Below are 21,921 nucleotides of genomic sequence, written 5' to 3'. Positions count from 1 at the left end.
ACATCACATTTCGAGCGCTTTGTACTTTTCACGCAGGTGGTTGCGGATCGCGATGGCCGAGAAGTTCAGCAGTGCAATCACAACCACCAGCAGCAGCGCCGTGGCGTAGACCAGCGGACGGGCCGCTTCGACGTTGGGGCTCTGGAAGCCTACATCATAGATGTGGAAACCCAGGTGCATGAACTTCTGATCCAGATGCAGATAGGGGTAGTTGGTATCCAGCGGCAGGCTCGGCGCCAGCTTGACCACGCCCACCAGCATCAGCGGGGCGACCTCACCGGCGGCACGGGCGATGGCGAGGATAACACCGGTCATCATCGCCGGGCTGGCCATCGGCAGCACCACCTTCCACAGGGTTTCGAACTTGGTCGCACCCAGGGCCAGGGAGCCCTCGCGCACCGCGCGCGGGATACGCGCCAGGCCCTCTTCGGTGGCGACGATCACCACCGGCACGGTGAGCAGGGCCAGGGTGATCGAGGCCCACATCAGACCGCCGGTGCCGAAGGTCGGTGACGGCTTGGCTTCGGGGAAGAACAGGTCGTCGATATGGCCGCCGAGGAAATAGACGAAGAAGCCGAGGCCAAATACGCCGTAGACGATCGATGGTACACCGGCCAGGTTGTTCACCGCGATGCGGATCAGACGGGTGACAAACCCCTGCTTGGCGTATTCACGCAGGTAGACGGCGGCGATGACGCCGAACGGCGTTACCAGTACCGACATCAGGATCACCATCATCACGGTACCGAAGATCGCCGGGAAGATACCGCCCTCGGTGTTGGCTTCGCGAGGTTCGTCGGAGAGGAACTCCCACACCTTCTCGGCGTAGTGGATGATCTTGGCGCCCAGGCCCATATCGTTGGGCAGGAAGGCGCGGACAATCTTGGCGATGGCGATCTCCACTTCGCGACCATCGGCGATCTCGGCGACAAAAGTATCGCGGTTGATTTGCGTGTAGAGGTCGGTCAGACGCTGCTGCAGCCCCTCATACTCCGCATTCAGTTCCTTACGGCGTGCGTCGATCCTGGCGTAGGCCTCGGTATCGGTGGACTGTTCGAGGTCCAGGCCGCGCTCTTTCAGGCGCAGTCGCTCGATCTCGTAGTTGATGCTGCCGATCTCTTGCTTCTCGATCACCAAAATCTGTTCGCGGATCTCGAGAACACGCTCGATACGTTGCTGGAACTCGGCCCAGAGCGTCAGGTACTCCTGGTTCTTTTCGTAACCGGTATAACGACTGACGCTCTGCCCCGCTTCCTTCACTTCACGCAGGTAGCCGTAGAAGTTGCCCCACTCCAGCCGCTCGGCAGTGAACAGCATCTCCGGACGCTGGATGTCGGTGATGAAGTGATCCATCGCCCAGAGGAAGTCGGCGCTGCCAAAGTCCCGGTTGCCGACCTTGATCAGGTCGCGGGCCATCGCCTCGACCCCTTCCGGCACCTCGATGCCGGCACCGCGAAGCTGCGGGGCCGGTACCATTTCGCGCTCGACCAGTTCACCGATAATGGTATGTTTCTGGCCGCGCTCTTCGTAGTCCGCCTGGATCACGTCGGCGGGCCAGAAATGGCCCAGGCCGCGCACGGCGATCAGCGCCAACAGGCCGACCACCATGATGATACAGATGGCGACGGCACCGGCGTTGAGCCAGACCCAGGGAGAGCCCGACTTGGTCCATTCGCTGAATGAGATACGCATAGTCAATCCTCAGTGGTGCCTTAAAGTGAACCGTATTTCTTGCGCAGGTGCTGACGGATCGACTCCGCCAGAGTGTTCACGACAAAGGTGAACAGGAACAGCACGAACGCGGCCAGGAACAGGATGCGGAAGTGAGTACTGCCCACCTCGGATTCCGGCATCTCCACGGCGATGTTTGCCGCCAGGGTGCGCATACCTTCGAAGATGTTCACATCCATGATCGGGGTGTTGCCTGTAGCCATCAGTACGATCATCGTCTCGCCCACGGCGCGGCCCATACCGATCATCAGCGCCGAGAAGATACCGGGGCTGGCGGTGGGCAGCACGACGCGGGTCAGTGTCTGCCACTGGGTGGCGCCCAGGGCCAGGGAACCGTAACTGAGGTGCTTGGGCACGGCGAAGATCGCGTCCTCGGTGATCGAGAAGATGGTCGGGATCACGGCGAAGCCCATGGCGATGCCGACCACCAGGGCGTTACGCTGGTCGTAGGGGATGCCGGCTTCGTTGCTGAGCCAGGTGCGCAGGTCGCCGTCGAACAGCAACTGTTCCAGCGGTATCGCAATGCCCAGTGCGAACCAGGTGGCCAGAATCACCACCGGGATCAGCAGAGCGGCGTCCCAGCCTTCCGGCAGCAGGAAACGGATCCGGTCCGGCATGTTCTGCCAGGTAAAGCCGAACGCGACCACTGCAACCGGGATTACCAGCAGCGCTGCGAAGATACCGGCCAGATTGGCTTCCATGAACGGTGCCAGCCAGAGGCCGGCGAGGAAGCCGAGGATTACGGTGGGCAGCGCTTCCATCAGCTCGATAAACGGCTTCACCTTGCGGCGCATGCCCGGCACCATGAAGTAGGCGGTGTAGATGGCGCCGCAGATTGCCAGCGGTGTGGCCAGCAGCATGGCGTAGAACGCCGCCTTCAGGGTACCGAACGCCAGTGGCATAAGGCTGTACTTGGGCTCGAAGTCGTTGTTCGACGCGGAGGATTGCCAGATGAACGCCGGCTCGTCATAGCCTTCGTACCACACCTTCTCCCAGAGTACCGACCAGGAGATCTCCGGGTGTTCGTTTTCCACGTGCCAGTAGGAGAGCTTGCCGTTCTGCTCCACCAGCAGTGCATCGGCACGTGGTGCCATCGCGATATGACCGACCGGGCCGTCGAACAGCGGCTCATTGAACGCGGTGCGACGGGCAGTGGCGTTGTACAGCGACAGATCGCCCTGGCTATCCACGGTAATCAGGCCCTTGCGGCGCTGTTCGGTGGTCATGCCGACGATGGCATCGCTGGAGTGCTCGAAATCACGAATGTGGGTTAACTCCGGGGCGCCGGCATCGTTGCGGACGAAGAACCACTGCGACAGCTTGCCCTTGTCATCGCCAATCAGCAGGGAGTTTGCGCCGAGCAGCAGCTGGAAGCTGGTGATCTGGCCTTCGGAGGCATCGAACAGCTGGGTGATCTCAGGTTCGCCGCGCAGGTTGACCACGGCGACCTTGCCATCGGCGGCGCTGGCCATCAGCCAGGCCAGGTCCGGCGTCAGCAGCAGTTTTCGCGGCGCCAGACCCAGCGGCGGCAGCTGCTTCTCGCTACGCTCGACACTGGTCTCGCCGGTAAACAGGTTTTCAGTCAGCGAGATGCGGGTAAAGCTCAGTTGACCGTTGCTCAGGGTGACGATGCCCCAGCGATCGCCGTCGCTGGTAAGCGCCAGCCTGTCGATAGCGCCGTCGGTCAGCTTGATGGCATCTTTCCCCAGCGGGTACTCGATGATCGGTGTAAGGACACGTTGCCCGCCCGGGTATGTCGCCTTGTAGCTGTGGCGCAGTACGCGTATCTCGCCATTGCTCAAACCAAAGGCGAAGATGCGACTGGCTTCCGACAGCAGCGCAAAACTGCTGATCTCGACGCCCTCCGGCAGCTCCAGAACCATGCTGTCGACCGGGGTGCCGTCGGCGGCCTGGAAAAACACCATCTCGCCATCCGCACTGACGCGGAAGCCGATCTCCGCCTGCTCCTCTACCGCCAGATAGCGGGTATCCGCCTGGCTGCCCGGTACTGCATAGGGTGCAACCGGTGCCCCCTGGACGTGCCAGGGCTCGACGCTGGCGGGCTGGAACAGGGGGGCTACCTCATACAGCAGGTAGAAGAAGATCATGACGACAGCGATGATGACACTGACGCCGCCAACGGCGATGCCTCCGGCGGCCAGTTTGTCCTGCAGCATGCGACGCTGACGCAGACGGCGGGACGCCGGCGTCGTGAAGTCGAGATCCGGCGGTGCTGTGGTTTGGTCAATGCTCATGGTTGAGGATCCTGAGAGAGCTCTGAACGTGATTTGCAGCGTACGATAAGTCAATAGTATGACGGTTATGTTACAACGTCCGGCAAACGCGAAAGGGGAGTCCAGTGGACTCCCCCAAGGGTCTTTTCAGCTTTTAATCTGAAGCTTACAGACCCAGGTCGGAAAGCTGTTTCTCAACAACTTTCGCTGGCAGCGGGATGTAGCCGTCCTTGACTACGACTTCCTGGCCAACCTTGGACAGTACCAGCTTGACGAACTCACGCTCCAGCGGCGCCAGTTCCTGGCCCGGCTTCTTGTTCACGTAAACCCACAGGAAGCGAGACAGCGGGTAGCTACCGTTGGCAGCATTTTCCGGAGAGGCTTCAACGTAGTTGGTACCTTCCTTGGACAGCGGCAGGGCGCGTACGGACGCGGTCTTGTAGCCGATACCGGAGTAGCCTACACCGTTGATGGAGGTAGAGACAGACTGTACCACGGAAGCGGAGCCCGGCTGTTCGTTGACGCTGTTCTTGAAGTCGCCTTTGCACAGTGCGTGCTCTTTGAAGTAACCGTAAGTGCCGGATACAGAGTTACGACCGAACAGCTGGATGCTCTGGTCTGCCAGGGAGCCGGTCAGACCCAGATCGCCCCACTTGGTGATGTCGGTGCCATCGCCACACTTATGGGTAGAGGAGAAGATGGCATCGACCTGAGCCATGCTCAGACCCGCGATCGGGTTATCCTTGTGTGCGAATACGGCCAGGGCGTCGATGGCGACCGGAATAGCGGTTGGCTTGTAACCGAACTTCTTCTCGAACGCTTCGATCTCCTTGTCCTTCATCTTGCGGCTCATCGGCCCCATGTTGGAGGTGCCTTCGGTCAGCGCTGGGGGAGCGGTAGAGGAACCGGCCGCCTGAATCTGGATATTAACGTTCGGGTAGTTGCGCTTGAACTCTTCAGCCCACAGAGTCATCAGGTTGGCCAGAGTATCGGAACCCACGCTGGACAGGTTGCCGGACACGCCTGAAGCCTTTTCATAGGTCGGCAGGTTCGGGTCAAGCAGGTCAGCGGCATTCGCAGTTACGGCTGCAGCGGAGATCGCTACGGCTGCGAACAGCTTGTTCATCGGTTTCATTGTACGCTCCTGATCGGTGCATTTGGTTTCAATTCGTGTGCGTACTATAGGATCGGTTTGTGACCGCTATGTTACAGGTGTTGATCCGATGCAAATTTCTGTTTAGGGCTGAACCTGGGCAGGTATAATGCACTGCAACATAAGGTATGCCGGTCGCCCGGTAATCAATACGCGCAGGTTCCAAATAATGAAAATAGAGAACGATCAATTGCTCCAGCCCGAGGGGGAGTTGAGTTTGCAACTGCCCGCAGGGCCCGATGCCGTCAATATGTTTGGCGATGTCTACGGTGGTTGGGTGAGCGCGCAGGCAGTACTGGCCTGTGAAATCCGCGCCGGTCAGGAGGCCAAGGGGCGTATCGCGACGGTTTCCGTCGGTCGCATGTCGTTCATGTCGCCCGTTATGAAGGGCACCATACTCGGCTTTTATACCCAGGTGTTGGAGCGCGGCCATAGTTCGCTGCGCATCGCCGTCGAGTGTTGGGGGCAGTGTCCGGACGGGCGGGAGCCGCGCAAGGTCACCGTCTGTGAGTGTGTACAGGTGGCGATCGATGCCGACGGTCATATCCGGCGGCTGCCACCGGCAGCGGGTACGAATTAAAGCATCAGCATTGCAGCGCCGGTGATGACGGTGGTCATCACCGCGTTGAGCACGATGCCGGCGCGCATCATCTGGGCCTGGGGTACCGCGCCCGAACCGTACACGATGGCGTTGGGCGGCGTCGCCACCGGCAGCATAAAGGCGCAAGATGCCGCTACGGCGATCACCATCGCCATCACCACCTCTGGCATGCCCATGGCACCGGCGATACCCACGAAGATAGGCACCAGCAGCGCGCTGCTGGCGGTGTTGCTCGCTATCTCGGTCAACATCACCACGAACCCGGCGACGACAAGCACGAATAGAATGAGCGGCGCGCCGGCGAGAAGATCGCTGATCGACTGAGCCAGGTAGAGACTGGTACCGGTCTCTTTCAACATCGCGGACAGGGTCAGCCCACCACCGAACAGCAGCAATACGCCCCAGTCGGCGGACCTCTCCACCGCCTTCCATGACACCAGCCGCAACATGCAGAGCATCAGGAGCGCGGCGATGGCGATCAGCGAGTCCATGCCACCCTTGATGCCGAGCCATGTCGACAGTGGCGCACTGAACAGCCAGAGGCATACGGTCAGTGCGAACACGCCAAGTGTTGCCCATTGGGTGGCGTTCAGGGGTTGATGCGAGGCTTCGCGTTCGAAGTGGTGGTCCAGGTTGGGACGGATCACCAGCCAGAGTACGGTGATCATCAGTGGGAAAGAGACGATCACCAGTGGCAGGCCGATCTTGAGCCAATCCACGAAACTGAGCCCGACCGCCGCAGCCGCTATGGCATTGGGCGGACTGCCGACCAGGGTGCCGATGCCGCCGATACTGGCGGAATACGCCAGACCGAGCAGGATGAACCAGTAACTGCGCTTGTTCTCTTCATAGGGAAGTTGTTTGAGCAGTCCCAATACCAGCGGCAGCATCATCGCGGTGGTGGCGGTATTGGATATCCACATCGACAGGCCGGCGGCGGTCAGAAACAGCAGCAGCGAGGCGATAACGAGCCGGCCGCCGGCCAGTCGCAGGACCTGGTTGGAGATATAGCGATCGAGCTTCTGTTCGCTCAATGCGGCAGCCAGGGCGAAACCGCCGAGGAACAGGAAAATGATCGGATTGGCGAAGTTTTTCAGTGCATCAGCCGTCGTAAAGGTACCGGTCACCACCGCCAGTACCGGGATCAGCAGTGCCGTGACGGTGATATTGAAGGTCTCGGTCATCCACAGGATGGCGATCAGTGCCAGCACCGACAGGCCGGTGCGCAGAGCCGGGTCGAACGGGGACATAAAGTAGATCGCCGCGGCGGCGAGCAGCGCTATCGGGAAGGTTATCTTGCTACCGGGCACCTATGAGGCTCCTGCTGGCTGTCGATGTAGGTTTGAGTGTAGTCCGCTGACCGATACATGTCGCCGCTCCTGCGCATCCATGCGCCCGCGGCATACCGTACTTCCTGTACATAAAAACGGCGCCCGCTTTGGACGCCGTTCAAGTATCGCTGACGGTCAGATCGCTTCCAACCGGGCGAAGCCCACCACCAGCCACTTGCTGCCTTCATAGTCGAAGTTGATCTGCACCCGCGCCTTCGGTCCGCTGCCTTCGAAATTGACTACCAGGCCATCGCCGAACTTGGGATGACGTACCCGCTGGCCCAAGTTGAAACCGGTTTCTGGAATATCGCTGCCACCCAGGCTTGATGAGCCACCGAACAGCGAACCGCCCTCCTGTTGATAACCGCCGCTGCCGTAGGGGCGGCGCACGGTGGCGTTCAGGCGCACCTCTTCGACCAACTCGGTGGGTATCTCCTGGATAAAGCGCGAGGGCCGGTTGTAGTTCTCCTGGCCGTGCAGACGGCGGGACTCGGCGTAGGTCAGGTAGAGCTTCTGCATGGCGCGGGTGATGCCGACGTAGCAGAGGCGGCGCTCCTCCTCCAGCCGTCCCGGCTCTTCGGCGGACATGCTGTGCGGGAACAGCCCCTCCTCCATGCCGGCCAGGAACACCAGAGGGAACTCCAGCCCCTTGGCCGAGTGCAGCGTCATCAGCTGGACGCTGTCGGTGTGCACGTCGGCCTGGGCGTCGCCGGCGTCCAGTGCGGCCTGGTCAAGGAAGGCGGCGAGCACGGAGTTGAACCCTTCCGGCGCCTCATCCTCCTGCCACTGGCCGGCGAACTGGCGTGCGGCGGTGACCAGCTCCTCCAGGTTTTCGATTCGCGACTGGGCCTTCTCGCCCTTCTCCTTCTCGTGGTGCTCGATCAGGCCGGAGTGCTGGATCACATGCTCGGTCTGCTCATGCAGCTCGGTGTCGCGGGTGGTGCTGTCCAGGCTGTTGACCAGGTCGAGGAAACCCTGCAGGGCGTTGCCGGCACGGGCGGCAAGCTGGCCCAGCTCGATGATCTCGTTGGCGGCGCGCCACATCGATACCCCTTCGGCGCGGGCGTGCTCGCGGATCTGTTCGATGGTGCGGGTACCGATACCGCGGGTGGGTACATTGATGATCCGCTCCATCGCCGTGTCATCGTCACGATTGGCGATCAGGCGCATATAGGCGAGGGCGTTCTTGATCTCGAGGCGGTCATAGAAGCGCTGGCCGCCGTAGATGCGGTAGGGGATGCCGGTGCGGATCAGTGTCTCCTCCAGCACCCGCGACTGGGCGTTGGAGCGGTAGAGGATCGCGCTCTCGTCGCGGCGGTTGCCCTCGTCGACCCACTTGCTGATCTGGTCGATGATGAAGCGCGCTTCGTCCTGCTCGTTGAACGCGGCATAGACGCTGATCGCCTCGCCGTCGCCCAGATTGGTCCACAGCTCCTTGCCGAGGCGGCCGAAGTTGTTGCGGATTACCGCGTTGGCGGCACCGAGGATGGTACCGGTGGAGCGGTAGTTCTGCTCCAGACGGATGGTTTCGGTGCCGGGGAAGTGTTCCGGCAGGTGCTGGATATTCTCGATTCGGGCACCACGCCAGCCGTAGATCGACTGGTCGTCGTCGCCCACCGCCATCAGCTTGTCGTCGCCCTGGCAGAGCAGGCGCAGCCAGGCGTACTGGATGGCGTTGGTGTCCTGAAACTCGTCCACCAGTACGTAGCGGAAGCGCTCGCGGTAGTGCTTGAGTAGCGCAGGCGCCCGGTCGCGCAGCAATTCCAATGCGCGCAACAATAGTTCGCCGAAGTCGATCATGCCGCCGCGCTCGCACGCCTCTTCGTAGGCTTCGTACACCCTGACCATCGTGTCCTGGAACAGGTCGCCGCTACGCTCGATATGCCGGCTGCGCAGCCCCTCATCCTTCTGCGCGTTGATGTACCACTGCATCTGCTTAGGCGGCCAGCGGGTCTCGTCCAGGTTCATCTCCTTGCACAGCCGCTTGATCAGCCGCAGCTGGTCGTCGCTGTCCATGATCTGGAAGTTGTCGCGCAGCCCGGCGTCCTGCCAGTGTGCGCGCAGCAGGCGGTGGGCCAGGCCGTGGAAGGTACCCACCCACATGCCGTGGGTATTCAGCCCCAACAGATGCTCGATACGCCCGCGCATCTCCCGCGCCGCCTTGTTGGTAAAGGTCACGGCCATGATCGAGTAGGGCGAGATCCCCTCCGCCTCGATCAGCCAGGCGATACGGTGTACCAGCACCCGGGTCTTGCCGGAGCCGGCTCCGGCCAGCACCAGCAGGTTCTTGACGTCGGCGGTCACCGCCTGGCGCTGGGCATCGTTGAGGGAGTCGATGATGTGGGTAACGTCCATGGGATCTGCGTCGTTTGGGGTCTGGTTGGCTACAAAACGGAAACGAGTATACCGAACAGCGGGAATACTGGAAAAGTATACAGGAAAAGGCCCCGTTGTCGGGGCCGGATATCGAAGCGGATCCGGTTCAGCCGAGATCCGCCGGGTGGGCGATCCGTGTCAGCAGGATCCGCTTGAGCTCGTCGGGGTCTTTCAGCTTCATCTCCCCGCCCTGGCGAGAGGCCTGGGCGATGCCGAGCCAGGGGATCAGGCGTGACAGCCAGAAACGCATCGCGGCGGTGCGGCATAGCTGCGGCCAGGCCGCGCGCTCGGCGTCGTTGAACGGCCGCACCTCGGCGTAGGCGTCGAGCAGGGCGCGCTCGCGCACGTTGTCGATGCTACCGTCCGGGTTCACGCACCAGTCGTTGGCGACGATCGCCAGGTCGTACAGCCAGTAGGCGGTGGCGGCGTTGTAGATATCCAGTATCGCCTCGACCTCACTGCCGACAAACAGGGCGTTGTCGTGGAACAGGTCGCCGTGGGTAATCCCCATCGGCAGCTGCTCGGCGTTCTGGCGCAGTTCGTCGAACAGGCGTACCTCCTGCAGCAGCAGTTCGCCATCCTCTTCACTCAACCGCGGTGCTATGCTCTCGCTCTCCCGGCGCCACCAGAATACTCCGCGGTGCGCCTGACGGGTCAGATAGAAGTCCTTGCCGGCCAAGTGCAGGCGGGCGAGTGCACGGCCGATGCTGGCGCAGTGCTCGGCGGTCAGCGCCCGCTGGTCGACATGCTCTCCCCTGAACCGGGGCTGCAGAAACGCGGGGCGACCGCACAGCTGTTTCAGGCCGATACCGTTGCGGTCTTCGATAGCGTAGGGCACGGGAACGTCGCGTTCGGCCAGCCATTTGCCAAGCTCGACGAAGAAGGGCATCTCATCGTAGCTGAACTCTTCGAACAGGGTCAGCACATATTCGCTACGCTTACCCTCCTGTTCGAGGGTGACGAAGTAGTTGGTGTTTTCGATGCCACCGTCGATCCCCTTGAGGTCGACACAGGTGCCAAGGTCATAATCAGCCAGCAGCTTGTCCAGCTCGGCTCGGGATACGGATGTGTAGACTGCCACGATCGATGGTTACCAGCTGAAGATGACCCATTTCGGGATCAGGATTTGTGATTCTTCGACCCGAATATACTCATCGCCCGAGCCGGGGGCGGGGACCAGATAGTAGGGTTTACCCACCTTCGGCACCACCTTGATCTCCTTGAGCTGACCGTTGACCTTGTACTCGTAGTAGGTGGCCTCCTGATCATGGGTGATGGTGATCTCCGGCTCACGGGTTTCGGTGTCGGTCACCACCTCCGCCTGCGCCAGCGGAGCCAAGACCAGCAGTCCCGCCAGCAGAAACTCTTTCATCATTGCGATTTTCCCTGTTTTACCAACGGCCGTAACGCATTGGTCGTCGCGGCCTTATTTGTCTATGATTGTGGGCCTTTACGGCGGACCGAACAAGCCCGCACCCGTATTCACCAGTCGATGGAAACCAGCGATGAGCGCACAGAAACCTCCTGTTATTCTAGTTGACGGCTCCTCCTATTTATATAGAGCCTTCTTCGCCTCACAGCAGGCGGACCTGAGAACGGCAGAGGGTTTTCCGACCGGTGCGGTGCGGGTGGTGACATCGATGCTGCGCAGTCTGCTGAAACAGTATCCGGAAAGCCCGGTCGCTGTGGTGTTCGATGCCAAGGGCAAGACCTTTCGCGACGATCTCTACCCGGAGTATAAGTCGCACCGCCCCCCCATGCCGGATGATCTGCGCGACCAGATCGAGCCGATTCACGACATTATCCGCGCCATGGGGATCCCGATCTTCGTCGAAGAGGGGGTCGAAGCGGACGATGTGATCGGTACCCTGGCGTGCCAGGCCGAGGCGGCCTGCTGTGATGTGGTGATCTCCACCGGCGACAAGGATATGGCGCAACTGGTGGATGACAAGGTCACACTGATCAACACCATGACCGATACCCGGCTCGATATCGATGGTGTGCGCGAGAAGTATGGCATCGAACCGGCGCTGATCATCGACTACCTGGCACTGATGGGGGATAAGGTCGACAACATTCCCGGCGTGCCCGGAGTGGGCGAGAAAACCGCGCTGGCGTTGCTACAGGGGATCGGCAGCATCAAGGCTCTGTACCAGAACCTGGACCGAATTTCAGAGCTCGGTTTTCGCGGCGCCAAGACAATGTCGAAAAAACTGGAGGAAAACCGCGAGATGGCGGAGCTCTCCTACCTGCTGGCCACGATCAAGACCGACGTGCAGCTGCATATCGGCCTGGGCGATATCAAGCTTACGGAGCCTGATCGCGACAAGCTGATGGAGCTGTTCAAGCGCTTCGAGTTCAAGAGCTGGGTCGCCGAGCTGGAGCAGGGTGACAGCGCGGCTGAATCTGCGCAGCCGGAGTCGCCCGCTGTTGAGGTCGAGTATGAAACGGTATTTGATCAGGCCGAGCTGGATCGCTGGCTGGACAAACTGAAGGCGGCGGGCAGTTTCGCCTTCGATACCGAGACCACAAGCCTCAACTATATGGAGGCCGAGCTGGTCGGGGTCTCCTTCGCCGTCGAGCCCGGCAAGGCTGCTTATGTGCCGCTGGCGCACGACTACGTCGGTGCACCGGCTCAGCTCGACCGTAAAGCGGTGCTCGCACAGCTCAAGCCGCTGCTGGAGGATCCGCAGCTGAAAAAGATCGGTCAGCACATCAAGTACGACATGAATGTGCTGGCGAACTACGGTATCGAGCTGCAGGGCATAGGCTCCGACACCATGCTCGAGTCCTACGTGCTCAACTCCACCGCCAGTCGTCACGATATGGATACGCTGGCGCAGCGCTATCTGAATACCGAAACGGTCAGCTTCGAGGCGATCGCCGGCAAGGGCAAGAAGCAGCTCACCTTCAATCAGATCGACCTGGAGCAGGCCGCGCCCTATGCCGCCGAAGATGCCGATATCACCCTGCGCCTGCATCAAACCCTGATGTCGAAGCTGGAGGCCGAGGGTGAGCTGGTCTCGGTATTGAATGAGATTGAGTTGCCGCTGGTGCCGGTGCTGTCGCGGATCGAGCGCAACGGCGCGTTGATCGATGCCGGTCTGCTGGCGCAGCAGAGCCGGGAGATCGAGCAACGGCTCAAGGAGCTGGAGGTCGAGGCGCATGAGTTGGCCGGTGGGCCGTTCAATCTGAGCTCCACCAAGCAGCTGCAGGAGATTCTGTTCGACAAGCAGGGCCTGCCGGTGAAGAAAAAGACCCCCAAGGGGGCGCCGTCCACCGCGGAGGAGGTGCTGCAGGAGCTGGCGCTGGACTATCCGTTGCCGAAGGTGATCATCGAGCATCGGGGCCTGAGCAAGCTCAAGTCGACCTATACCGACAAGCTGCCGCAGATGATCAACAAGGCCACCGGCCGCGTTCATACCTCCTACCATCAGGCGGTGACTGCGACCGGACGACTCTCCTCCACCGACCCCAACCTGCAGAACATCCCGGTGCGTACCGCCGAGGGGCGGCGTATCCGCCAGGCGTTTATCGCGCCCAAGGGCTACAAGATCGTCGCCGCCGACTATTCCCAGATCGAGCTGCGCATCATGGCACATCTATCCGGCGACCAGGGGCTGCTGGATGCCTTTGCCAAGGGCGAAGATATCCACAGGGCCACGGCCGCCGAGGTGTTCAAGGTATCGCGCGACCAGGTAAGTGCCGATCAACGGCGCAGTGCCAAGGCGATCAACTTTGGTCTGATCTACGGTATGTCCGCATTCGGTCTGGCCAAGCAACTGGGATTGGGCCGTAAGGAGGCGCAGACCTATATCGATCACTACTTCGAGACCTACCCTGGCGTGCAGCGCTATATGGACAGTACCCGTGAACGGGCGCGCGAGCAGGGCTATGTGGAGACGATCTTCGGTCGCCGGCTCTACCTGCCGGAGATCAACGCGCGCAACCCGATGAGCCGTCAGGCCGCCGAGCGCACCGCGATCAACGCTCCGATGCAGGGTACGGCGGCCGACATCATCAAGAAGGCGATGGTGCGGGTCGACGACTGGCTCCGGGAAAGCGATATCGATGCCCGCATGATCATGCAGGTGCACGACGAACTGGTGTTCGAAGTGCGCGAATCCGATGTGGAGGCGTTTCTCGCACAGGTGCATCCACTGATGGAAAAAACCGTGCAGCTGGATGTACCGCTGCTGGTCGAAGCCCAGTCCGGGGACAACTGGGAACAGGCGCATTGAGTTTTTTTTCACCAGCGGTGAACTTTTATTTTTTTGACTACTCTTAGATATAGAGACCGTTGGTGTTCAGGACGCAGCATGTAAGAAGAGGCGGTCTCTGTGTCATGACAAATCCACTGACCCCGGGCGCCGTTTCCCTTCCCCTTCGCGGCTCCGGGGTTTTTTATGGCCTGCCATCCGTGGCGGCCATCCTTCGGGCAATCGCTATCGGCATCAACTAGGCTTCGGCGTCCTCATCGGCACCGGCCTGTTCCGGCAACAGCCAGCTGTCGAGACGGGCGCGCAGCTGATCGACACCGGTTCTCTTCAGTGCCGAGAAGGTCTGCACCGAAACGCGGTCTCCCAGCGCCTCCTTGAGCAGTTTACGTATCTGCAGCAGCGTGCTTTGGGCCGGGCCGCGTTTGAGCTTGTCGGTTTTGGTCAGCAGTACATGCAGCGGTACGCCGGTGGATCGGCACCACTGCACCATCATCTCGTCGAACTCCTTCATCGGGTGGCGGATATCCATCACCAGCACCACGCCGCGCAGGCATTCGCGATGCTGCAGGTAGGCATCGAGATGTTTCTGCCAGTGCTGTTTCAGCGCGATCGGTACCTTGGCATAGCCGTAACCCGGCAGGTCGACCAGGCGTAGCCCTTCGATATTCAGATCGAAGAAGTTGATCAGTTGGGTGCGCCCCGGTGTTTTGGATACGCGAGCGAGTTGAGTATGCTGAGTCAGGGTATTGATCGCGCTCGATTTTCCGGCATTCGAACGGCCGGCGAAGGCCACCTCGGCACCTTCGTCGGCCGGACACTGGCTCAGCTTGGAAGCGCTGGTGTTAAAACGGGCGGATGGATAATGAATAACCGGTTCGCTGGAGGACATGGGATTCCGCTGATGGAGCCCCGACTAACGGATACGCTTATATACGTTCCAGTTTGTGGGGATATTAGTTTATAATGCCGCCAAATTTTACCCGCGATCTGGTTAGCGCTCCAGTCAGGGATAGTACGACTTCGAATGTTTTCACTGTTTTTAGGGCAGTGGGAATACTACATTTTTGTCTTACAAGGTCTGGGTTATTCACAATGAACAAACTACTGATCAGCTTACTGGTTACTCTCGGCATCACCGGTGTTGCGCATGCTGCGGGCGACGCTGCACAGGGCAAGCAGAAAGTGGCCGTATGTGCAGCCTGTCATGGTGCCGATGGTAACAGCCTTGCTCCCAACTTCCCGAAACTTGCCGGTCAGAATGAAGGCTACCTGCTCAAGCAACTTACAGATATCAAGGCAGGCGATCGTACCGTGCTGGAGATGACCGGCATGCTGAATAACCTGAGTGATCAGGATCTGGCCGATATCGCTGCGTTTTTTGCAAGTCAGAAGATCCAGCTCGGCCAGGCAGCCGAGGATCAGGTAGCAGCTGGCCAGCAGATCTACCGTGCCGGAATTGCCGACAAGGGTGTTACCGCTTGCACCGCTTGCCACGGCCCGCAGGGCAAGGGCAATAACTCTGCAGGTTTCCCGTCGCTGGGCGGACAGAGTGCGGCTTATGTCGAGAGTTCTCTGAAGAAGTTCGCAGCGGGTGAACGCGCAAACGATCCGGCAGGCATGATGCGCGATATCGCGGTGAAGATGAACGATGCCGAGATCAAGGCGGTGGCTCAGTACGTACAGGGCCTCCATTAATCGTTGATTCAGTGATCTAGTTTTACAAAGGCAGCCTAGTGCTGCCTTTGCTGTTTCTGCGTCTGGAAATGAACTTTAAACCGGCGCGCAGTCTCTGAACGATATTGATGCCTATGGACTGGAGATGACGTGATGAAAAAATGGTTGCTGGCTGCTGTTGCAGCCTGTTTTGCGGTAACGGCCTGGGCTCAGGAAGCTCCGCGCTATGAAGAGGGTGTGCAGTACGAGCGGATTGCACGACCTGTGCCGACGACGACCGGAGACAAGATCGAAGTGGTCGAGATGTTTGGCTACCTCTGTCCACACTGCAACAGTTTCGAACCTCTGTTGGAAAGCTGGACAGCCAAACAACCGGCTGACGTGCAGCTGGTCACCATTCCGGTCGTTTTCGGGCGTAGCTGGGAGCCGTTGGCACGTGCTTTCTACGTGGCCGAGCTGCTCGGCAAAGTGGATGAGACCCACAAGCCGATGTTTGATGCGATCCACAAGGAGCGTCGTAATATGCGTTCGGCGGATGACCTGGCCGACTTCTACGCGGATTATGGTGTGGAGCCGGACAACTTCCGCAAGCAGTACGAGTCCTTTGCCGTCAATATGAAGCTGAAGCAGGGTGATGCCAAGGCGCGCGGCTATGAAATTACCGGCGTTCCGACCCTGATCGTAAACGGCAAGTACCGCATTACTGCCGGGAGCGCAGGTGGTCATGAGCAGATGCTGAAAGTTGCGGACTACCTGATCGAGCAAGAGCGGCAGGGCAACTGACAACCCTGATCTAGTTCAGGAATTTTGCTCTTGCCCCGGGGTTCGGTCTGTTAACTATCGCGTAGCGTGATATATTGCGGCATTGGATCAATCAGGGCGCTACAAGGCGTTTCGTAGCGTGGAGCTTCCCGGTAGTGGCAGAGCAAGACGACTGGAAACAGAAATATAAGGAACTGGCGCAGGAGTGCGAGGTGTTGCAGCAGCAGGTTGATGCAGCACAAACACTCAATCGTACGTTGAGTAACCAGCTCGCTTTGGGGGTGCGCGGGCAGAGCGCAGCCCTCGATGTAGAATTGGATCAACTGCGTGATCTGGTGCAGAAGTCTGCCGGTGGCAGCCAGTTCGACAAGGCGTTGGCTCGAGTTGAGCGGCAGATCAAGCTGCTCGACGACCAGCGCTTGTCTGTTTCCGGCGATATTCGCAACGCGTTTGAGCGCTGGTTGGGGCAGCTGCGTGGGCTCAGTCAGAGCGAAGCCTTTGCCAACCTTCTGAAAAGCGCCGCCCGGCGTGTCCCGGATGCATCGGAGCATCTTTACAAGCTTTCCAGCTTGCTGCTGGAGATGGTTGAACTGCAGAAGGGGCTATTGCCTCGTTCTACCGAAGAGCAGTCATTCGCGCTGAATCACGGCAACCAGGAGGATAGCCTCGATCTTGAGCTGCTCGAGAGCCAGGTTGCCGAGGAGATGCTCAAGCTGATCGAGGCGCTCAATGTGCAGAGCTCCGGCGTCGCGCTGGCCCGTCAGCTAATCGAGCGTATCGAGTCTGGCCTCAAGATCGCCGAGATTGGTGAGGTGATGGTAGACCTGGTCAAGCTGGCGCGTCTCTCGGCCGGGCTTGAACACCAGGAGTTCGAGAACTACCTGTTGAACCTGAATGAACAGCTGGCCTATGTGCAGAACTTCCTCTCGCATAGCCAGGACGAGGAGCGTTTGGCGTTTGAGGCGCACCAGCACTTCGATCGAGAGGTTCGCCAGAATGTCAGCAAACTGCATCAAAGCGTTAAATCGTCCAATGATCTGCCATCGTTAAAACAGGCGGTGTCACAGCAGCTGAATAGCATCGTGCAGAGCATGGATCAGTATCGCTTACGTGAAAGCGAGCGGGAAAAACGGATGCAGGTGCGCTATGAGTCTCTGCTGGAGAAAGTGGAGCAGATGGAGGCGGAAACCAGCCGTGTCCGTTCCCGAATGGAGGAGGAGCAGCTGCGCGCGCGTACCGATCCTTTGACCGGCCTGCCTAACCGGGTCGCCTACGACGATCAGTTGAAAGATACGATGGGTCGCTGGGAGCGCTACCAGACGCCGTTTTCCGTGGCCGTTATTGATCTTGACCGGTTTAAGGAGATTAACGATGCCTATGGCCATCTGGCCGGGGATAAGGTGCTCCGGCTGGTTGCACGAGTACTGCAGCGCAATCTCCGTAGTAGTGATTTTATTGCACGCTACGGTGGGGAAGAGTTTGTCGTTATTTTTCCATCCACTGTCGATGCCGATGCCAGGGCCGCGGCTGAAAAGCTGCGCGATGCGGTAGCCAAGAGCCCGTTCAATTTCCATGGTGAGCCGGTAACGGTAACGGCCTCCATCGGGGTCGCTGAAGTCAGTAACGGAGATGATGATGACAAGGTTTTTGCCCGTGCTGATAGCGCATTGTACAAGGCGAAAGAGCAGGGGCGTAACAAGGTAGTCTCCGCTTAACGTACCATCCCTTCTTTACACAGTAACGCTACCCTCTGGAGCCCTTTTGTGCGAACGGTATTCCGTCTGATCAAAATCGCGCACGTTGTTGCGCTCTACCGACTTGATACCTTTATCCAAGAGGCGCCCCTCCCCGGGTTCCTGCGTTTTCTGCTGCTGTTTTTACCCTCGCGCTGGTTTATTCGGGTCCGCGAACCTCGGGGTGTGCGTTTACGTCTGGCGCTGGAAGCGCTGGGCCCCGTTTTCATCAAGTTCGGCCAGATGTTGTCTACCCGGCGAGACCTCTTGCCCGACGATCTGGCGGTTGAGTTGGCGCGTCTGCAAGATAGGGTGCCGCCCTTTGCCGGCGAGGAAGCTCAGCGCATTATTGAGCGCTCGCTTGGCCGCTCGATTACTGAGCTGTTCTCTGAATTCAGTGTGACGCCGATGGCGTCTGCGTCAGTTGCACAGGTACATGGAGCACGGCTGCATAGCGGCCAGGAGGTCGTGGTTAAAGTGATACGGCCGGGTATTGCAGCGGTTATCCGACAGGATGTCGCACTGCTCTACACTCTGGCTCACTTGGTGCAGAAACTCTGGTCGGAAGGGCGGCGTCTGCGGCCGGTGGAGGTAGTCGCCGAGTATGAGCAGACTATTTTCGATGAGCTGGATCTGCGCAAAGAGGCCGCCAATGGCTCCCAGCTGCGGCGCAATTTCGAAGGTTCGTCGATGCTTTATGTGCCGGAGATCTATTGGGACCTGACGCGCCAGAATGTACTTGTTATGGAGCGCATATACGGCATTCCGGTCGCTGATGTGGAGCAGTTGAAGCGCCGGGAGACCGACATGAAGCTCCTCGCTGAACGCGGTGTCGAGATCTTCTTTACCCAGGTGTTTCGCGACAGCTTCTTTCACGCCGACATGCATCCCGGCAATATATTTGTCTCCGACCAGTCGCCTGCAGATCCGCGTTACATCGCAGTCGACTTTGGCATAATTGGTGCTCTGTCTGAAGAGGATCAAAGTTATCTGGCGCGTAATATCCTGGCGTTCTTTAAACGGGACTATCGCCAGGTAGCACAGCTGCATATAGATTCCGGATGGGTGCCAGCCGATACCAACGTAAACGCATTCGAAACGTCGATCCGCAGTGTCTGTGAGCCTATATTTGAGAAGCCGCTGAAGGATATCTCTTTCGGAATGGTGCTGCTGGGGCTTTTTCAGACCGCGCGGCGCTTCAATATGGAGGTGCAGCCTCAGTTGGTGTTACTGCAGAAGACCCTGCTCAATATCGAGGGCTTGGGGCGTCAGCTCTATCCCGATCTGGATCTGTGGAAAACCGCCAAGCCGTTCTTGGAAAACTGGATGCATGAACGGATGGGACCAAAAGCGGTCTACCGAAAGATGAAGCAACAGGCACCGGACTGGCTGGACAAGCTACCGCACATGCCTCAACTGGTGTTTGACGGCTTACAGCAGATGCGCCGATTGGAGGAGAGTCAGCAGCGGTTGATGCGGCAGTATGACGAGTCGCAAGGACGACGGCAGAGCGCTGGCCGTCGTTTCTTGAGTCTGGGCGTGTTGCTGCTGCTGCTGGCGATGCTGAGTGCTCTACCGGAGGGGCGTCTATTGGTTGAACAGATGCCGTGGTATGGTTGGGTTAGTGCGGTGGCCGGTGCGGCGTTACTCTGGCGGGCGTAATTGAGATCGACGTGATCGATTATGTTTTCAGCTCTTGCCAAAACGAAAGTTTATTGTGAATAAGATAGTCAAAACGATGGAAAATAGCTGGCTAGACGAAGTAATTTGGGATGACAAGGGCTTGGTGCCCGCGATTGCTCAGGATTGGTCCAGCGGTCGTATACTGATGGTGGCCTGGATGAATCGTGAAGCGCTGGAGCTTACGGTACGTGAACAGCGAGCCATATATTGGTCACGTTCCCGTGGCAAACTTTGGCGAAAGGGCGAAGAGTCGGGGCATGTTCAACGTCTGCATGAGCTGAGATTGGACTGCGACGGCGATGTCGTCCTGCTGCAGGTAGAGCAGATAGGTGAGATTGCTTGCCACACCGGGCGCGAGAGTTGCTTTTACAGAAAACTCGACAATAACGGTGAATGGCAGGTAACGGATCCGGTGCAAAAAGATCCGCATGAAATCTACGCGAATCAGGAAAAATAGAGATGAGCAGTGTGCTTGAGCAGCTCGGTGTGGTGCTGGAGCAGCGCAAAATGGCATCGGCAGAAACCTCTTACGTCGCCAGCTTGCATGCCAAAGGGCTGAACAAAATACTGGAGAAGGTAGGGGAGGAAGCGACAGAAACCATACTGGCGGCAAAGGATGCGCAGCTCAGTGGCGAGAATGCCGATCTGATCTACGAAACGGCGGACCTATGGTTTCACACTCTGGTAATGTTGTCGCATCTTGGTGAATCGCCCGAGGCGGTGCTGAACGAGCTAGCCAGGCGATTTGATCTGTCCGGGTTGGAAGAGAAAGCCTCCCGTACAACTAAATGATTGAGGGGCCGGTTGGCCTCGGTAGTGGAGAATAGATATGGGCTTTGGTGGAATCAGTATCTGGCAGTTGGTGATCGTGCTTGGCATCATTATTCTGCTGTTTGGAACCAAGAAACTGCGCAATCTGGGTAGTGACGTCGGGGGAGCGGTGAAGGGTTTTAAAAAGGCGATGAATGAGGACAGCAGCAAAGACGATAGTACTGTTCAGAAATCTATCAGCCAGGATGATGCCGACTTCGCCGCTTCGGACAAGAGCGCGGAGCAGTCAGAAAAGAAAACTGAAAATAAATAATTACACGGCTGAGTGACAGATGTTTGATATCGGCTTTGCCGAACTGCTGGTGGTGGCGGTCGTCGCGCTTCTGGTACTCGGTCCGGAAAAACTGCCGATGGCAGCGCGCACCTGTGGCCTATGGTTGGGTCGGGTGCGGCGAACGGTCGGCAATATTCAGCGCGAAATAAACGAAGAGCTGCGAGTCGAAGAGTTGCGCCGTACTACGGCGATCAACAAGGAGAAGTTAGATGAAGAGCTTGCAGAGATGCGTAAGCCTTTTGCTTCCAACGACTCAGTAGCTGCCGAGTCACCTCAGTCTGAGAGTGAGTCTCCGCAACCGGAAAACGGTGCCAATGAGCCCAGTCTGAAGAAAACGACTACAGATGAGTGAATCACATCCTGATCCAGAACAGCCGCTGATCTCTCATCTGGTTGAGCTCCGGCAACGCCTGCTGCATAGTGTGCTGATCATTCTGGCGATCTTTCTGGCACTGTTCTACTTTGCCAACGACCTTTATGAATGGTTGTCTGCACCGCTGACGGCCCTCTTGCCAGAGGGTGCAAGCATGATAGCGACCGATGTTACGTCGCCGTTTTTTGCGCCGTTCAAGCTGACGTTGGTTGCGGCGATCTTTGCGGCTATGCCTTTTCTGCTCCATCAGGCCTGGGCGTTTATCTCCCCTGGTCTGTATAAGCATGAGAAACGCCTTGCGGTGCCTCTGCTGCTATCCAGTATCGTGCTGTTTTATCTTGGCATTGCCTTCGCCTATTTTGTCGTGTTTCCGCTAGTGTTTGGTTTCTTCACCAGTGTTGGGCCGGAGAATGTGGCGGTAATGACGGATATCAGCAGCTACCTCAATTTCGTTCTTAAGCTGTTCTTCGCTTTTGGGATAGTGTTTGAAATACCGGTAGCGACGTTGCTGATCGTGTGGTCCGGCATGACCGATGTACCATCGCTCGCCTCTAAGCGAGCCTACGTTATCGTAGGCTGTTTCGTCGTTGGTATGCTTTTAACTCCTCCCGATATCATTTCCCAGAGTCTTTTGGCAGTGCCGATGTGGTTGCTGTTCGAGCTCGGCTTAATCATGGCGCGCTTGACCCACCGTGCCCGTGATGAGTCTGTGGGCGAAGAGGGCGAGGCGAATAGCTGACCTCGCTCTTTGGGGTATCGCATATTTATTGAAAAAATATTACAGCGCCCTGTTGACTCCCTCGGTGAGGTCTGTAGAATGCGCCTCCTCGCTTGAGCTGAACGCCTTAACGGGCCGGGCAAGATCAAGCGAGGCGGTCTCCAAGCTGTTGAATTCATTGTTTATTTTTTGAGTTCGAGGCGAAGAGGTCGCGGTGAAAAAGCGAA

The 21,921-nt window shown here is 58.7% G+C and carries 19 protein-coding genes; 11 read left to right on the top strand and 8 right to left on the bottom strand.

Annotated elements, in window-relative coordinates:
* Positions 1 to 3: 3 nt before the first annotated feature.
* From pstA to KQ940_RS14435, 3 genes are all read right to left on the bottom strand, one after another.
* Entirely contained in the window at positions 4 to 1,692 is a 1,689-nt protein-coding gene (pstA, locus tag KQ940_RS14445) for a phosphate ABC transporter permease PstA (protein WP_217414440.1), read from the bottom strand.
* Between the two features lie 20 nt (positions 1,693 to 1,712).
* Positions 1,713 to 3,986, bottom strand: a complete 2,274-nt coding sequence (locus KQ940_RS14440) for an ABC transporter permease subunit (protein WP_217414439.1) — start codon at positions 3,984 to 3,986, stop codon at positions 1,713 to 1,715.
* A gap of 145 nt (positions 3,987 to 4,131) precedes the next feature.
* Positions 4,132 to 5,100 carry a PstS family phosphate ABC transporter substrate-binding protein gene (locus KQ940_RS14435; RefSeq protein ID WP_217414438.1) on the bottom strand — a complete coding sequence of 323 codons (969 nt, stop codon included), beginning with the start codon at positions 5,098 to 5,100 and terminating at the stop codon, positions 4,132 to 4,134.
* Between the two features lie 187 nt (positions 5,101 to 5,287).
* On the opposite strand from KQ940_RS14435, the gene KQ940_RS14430 reads away from it, so the two are divergent.
* Positions 5,288 to 5,698 (top strand): acyl-CoA thioesterase, encoded by a 411-nt coding sequence (locus KQ940_RS14430; protein WP_217414437.1) that lies wholly within the window; start codon positions 5,288 to 5,290, stop codon positions 5,696 to 5,698.
* Here KQ940_RS14430 and KQ940_RS14425 read toward each other — a convergent pair.
* The 4 genes from KQ940_RS14425 to KQ940_RS14410 form a co-directional block, all read right to left on the bottom strand.
* Positions 5,695 to 7,029 carry an SLC13 family permease gene (locus KQ940_RS14425; protein WP_217414436.1) on the bottom strand — a complete coding sequence of 445 codons (1,335 nt, stop codon included), beginning with the start codon at positions 7,027 to 7,029 and terminating at the stop codon, positions 5,695 to 5,697. The two genes, KQ940_RS14430 and KQ940_RS14425, sit on opposite strands and share 4 nt — an antisense overlap.
* Before the next feature lie 156 nt (positions 7,030 to 7,185).
* A complete protein-coding gene (gene uvrD / locus KQ940_RS14420) occupies positions 7,186 to 9,405 on the bottom strand; it encodes a DNA helicase II (protein WP_217414435.1) in 2,220 nt (739 codons plus the stop codon).
* A 127-nt stretch (positions 9,406 to 9,532) separates the two neighbouring features.
* Positions 9,533 to 10,507 (bottom strand): homoserine kinase, encoded by a 975-nt coding sequence (locus KQ940_RS14415; protein ID WP_217414434.1) that lies wholly within the window; start codon positions 10,505 to 10,507, stop codon positions 9,533 to 9,535.
* A 9-nt stretch (positions 10,508 to 10,516) separates the two neighbouring features.
* Positions 10,517 to 10,801: a DUF2782 domain-containing protein gene (locus KQ940_RS14410; protein ID WP_217414432.1), complete on the bottom strand. Its 285-nt coding sequence runs from the start codon at positions 10,799 to 10,801 to the stop codon at positions 10,517 to 10,519.
* A gap of 130 nt (positions 10,802 to 10,931) precedes the next feature.
* Between KQ940_RS14410 and polA the strand changes: the two genes are divergently transcribed.
* Positions 10,932 to 13,667, top strand: a complete 2,736-nt coding sequence (gene polA / locus KQ940_RS14405; protein ID WP_217414430.1) for a DNA polymerase I — start codon at positions 10,932 to 10,934, stop codon at positions 13,665 to 13,667.
* A 217-nt stretch (positions 13,668 to 13,884) separates the two neighbouring features.
* Here the strand turns inward: polA and yihA are convergent, their stop codons facing one another.
* Entirely contained in the window at positions 13,885 to 14,535 is a 651-nt protein-coding gene (gene yihA / locus KQ940_RS14400) for a ribosome biogenesis GTP-binding protein YihA/YsxC (RefSeq protein WP_217414429.1), read from the bottom strand.
* 203 nt (positions 14,536 to 14,738) lie between these two features.
* On the opposite strand from yihA, the gene KQ940_RS14395 reads away from it, so the two are divergent.
* The 9 genes from KQ940_RS14395 (at position 14,739) to tatC (ending at position 21,715) form a co-directional block, all read left to right on the top strand.
* Positions 14,739 to 15,341: a c-type cytochrome gene (locus tag KQ940_RS14395; RefSeq protein ID WP_217414428.1), complete on the top strand. Its 603-nt coding sequence runs from the start codon at positions 14,739 to 14,741 to the stop codon at positions 15,339 to 15,341.
* Positions 15,342 to 15,473: 132 nt separating this feature from the next.
* On the top strand, positions 15,474 to 16,103 hold the full coding sequence (locus KQ940_RS14390; RefSeq protein ID WP_217414427.1) for a thiol:disulfide interchange protein DsbA/DsbL: 630 nt from the start codon (positions 15,474 to 15,476) through the stop codon (positions 16,101 to 16,103).
* A 134-nt stretch (positions 16,104 to 16,237) separates the two neighbouring features.
* On the top strand, positions 16,238 to 17,797 hold the full coding sequence (locus KQ940_RS23090; protein WP_217414426.1) for a GGDEF domain-containing protein: 1,560 nt from the start codon (positions 16,238 to 16,240) through the stop codon (positions 17,795 to 17,797).
* A gap of 48 nt (positions 17,798 to 17,845) precedes the next feature.
* Positions 17,846 to 19,477, top strand: coding sequence for a ubiquinone biosynthesis regulatory protein kinase UbiB (ubiB, locus tag KQ940_RS14380; protein ID WP_217414425.1), 1,632 nt, complete (start codon positions 17,846 to 17,848; stop codon positions 19,475 to 19,477).
* Between the two features lie 76 nt (positions 19,478 to 19,553).
* Positions 19,554 to 19,955: a phosphoribosyl-AMP cyclohydrolase gene (gene hisI / locus KQ940_RS14375; protein ID WP_217414515.1), complete on the top strand. Its 402-nt coding sequence runs from the start codon at positions 19,554 to 19,556 to the stop codon at positions 19,953 to 19,955.
* A gap of 2 nt (positions 19,956 to 19,957) precedes the next feature.
* The gene (locus KQ940_RS14370) at positions 19,958 to 20,290 is read left to right on the top strand and encodes a phosphoribosyl-ATP diphosphatase (protein ID WP_217414424.1); all 333 of its coding nucleotides are present in this window, start codon (positions 19,958 to 19,960) and stop codon (positions 20,288 to 20,290) included.
* 37 nt (positions 20,291 to 20,327) lie between these two features.
* Positions 20,328 to 20,582 (top strand): Sec-independent protein translocase subunit TatA, encoded by a 255-nt coding sequence (gene tatA / locus KQ940_RS14365; protein ID WP_217414422.1) that lies wholly within the window; start codon positions 20,328 to 20,330, stop codon positions 20,580 to 20,582.
* A gap of 19 nt (positions 20,583 to 20,601) precedes the next feature.
* Complete coding sequence (tatB, locus tag KQ940_RS14360) at positions 20,602 to 20,955, top strand: Sec-independent protein translocase protein TatB (protein ID WP_217414420.1); 354 nt, start codon at positions 20,602 to 20,604, stop codon at positions 20,953 to 20,955.
* On the top strand, positions 20,948 to 21,715 hold the full coding sequence (tatC, locus tag KQ940_RS14355) for a twin-arginine translocase subunit TatC (RefSeq protein WP_217414419.1): 768 nt from the start codon (positions 20,948 to 20,950) through the stop codon (positions 21,713 to 21,715). Before tatB ends, tatC begins: the two co-directional genes overlap by 8 nt.
* The last annotated feature ends 206 nt before the right edge of the window (positions 21,716 to 21,921 follow it).

This window comes from Marinobacterium ramblicola (assembly GCF_019084545.1).
In the GTDB taxonomy this organism is placed as follows: Bacteria; Pseudomonadota; Gammaproteobacteria; order Pseudomonadales; family Balneatricaceae; genus Marinobacterium_D; species Marinobacterium_D ramblicola.
This window is presented reverse-complemented; position numbering and strand designations above follow the sequence as displayed.

Coding starts and splice junctions, on each gene's coding strand:
- pstA (WP_217414440.1), bottom strand. CDS start 1,692: ATGCGTATCTCATTCAGCGAATGGACCAAGTCGGGCTCTCCCTGGGTC.
- KQ940_RS14440 (WP_217414439.1), bottom strand. CDS start 3,986: ATGAGCATTGACCAAACCACAGCACCGCCGGATCTCGACTTCACGACG.
- KQ940_RS14435 (WP_217414438.1), bottom strand. CDS start 5,100: ATGAAACCGATGAACAAGCTGTTCGCAGCCGTAGCGATCTCCGCTGCA.
- KQ940_RS14430 (WP_217414437.1), top strand. CDS start 5,288: ATGAAAATAGAGAACGATCAATTGCTCCAGCCCGAGGGGGAGTTGAGT.
- uvrD (WP_217414435.1), bottom strand. CDS start 9,405: ATGGACGTTACCCACATCATCGACTCCCTCAACGATGCCCAGCGCCAG.
- KQ940_RS14410 (WP_217414432.1), bottom strand. CDS start 10,801: ATGATGAAAGAGTTTCTGCTGGCGGGACTGCTGGTCTTGGCTCCGCTG.
- polA (WP_217414430.1), top strand. CDS start 10,932: ATGAGCGCACAGAAACCTCCTGTTATTCTAGTTGACGGCTCCTCCTAT.
- yihA (WP_217414429.1), bottom strand. CDS start 14,535: ATGTCCTCCAGCGAACCGGTTATTCATTATCCATCCGCCCGTTTTAAC.
- KQ940_RS14395 (WP_217414428.1), top strand. CDS start 14,739: ATGAACAAACTACTGATCAGCTTACTGGTTACTCTCGGCATCACCGGT.
- KQ940_RS14390 (WP_217414427.1), top strand. CDS start 15,474: ATGAAAAAATGGTTGCTGGCTGCTGTTGCAGCCTGTTTTGCGGTAACG.
- hisI (WP_217414515.1), top strand. CDS start 19,554: ATGGAAAATAGCTGGCTAGACGAAGTAATTTGGGATGACAAGGGCTTG.
- KQ940_RS14370 (WP_217414424.1), top strand. CDS start 19,958: ATGAGCAGTGTGCTTGAGCAGCTCGGTGTGGTGCTGGAGCAGCGCAAA.
- tatA (WP_217414422.1), top strand. CDS start 20,328: ATGGGCTTTGGTGGAATCAGTATCTGGCAGTTGGTGATCGTGCTTGGC.
- tatB (WP_217414420.1), top strand. CDS start 20,602: ATGTTTGATATCGGCTTTGCCGAACTGCTGGTGGTGGCGGTCGTCGCG.
- tatC (WP_217414419.1), top strand. CDS start 20,948: ATGAGTGAATCACATCCTGATCCAGAACAGCCGCTGATCTCTCATCTG.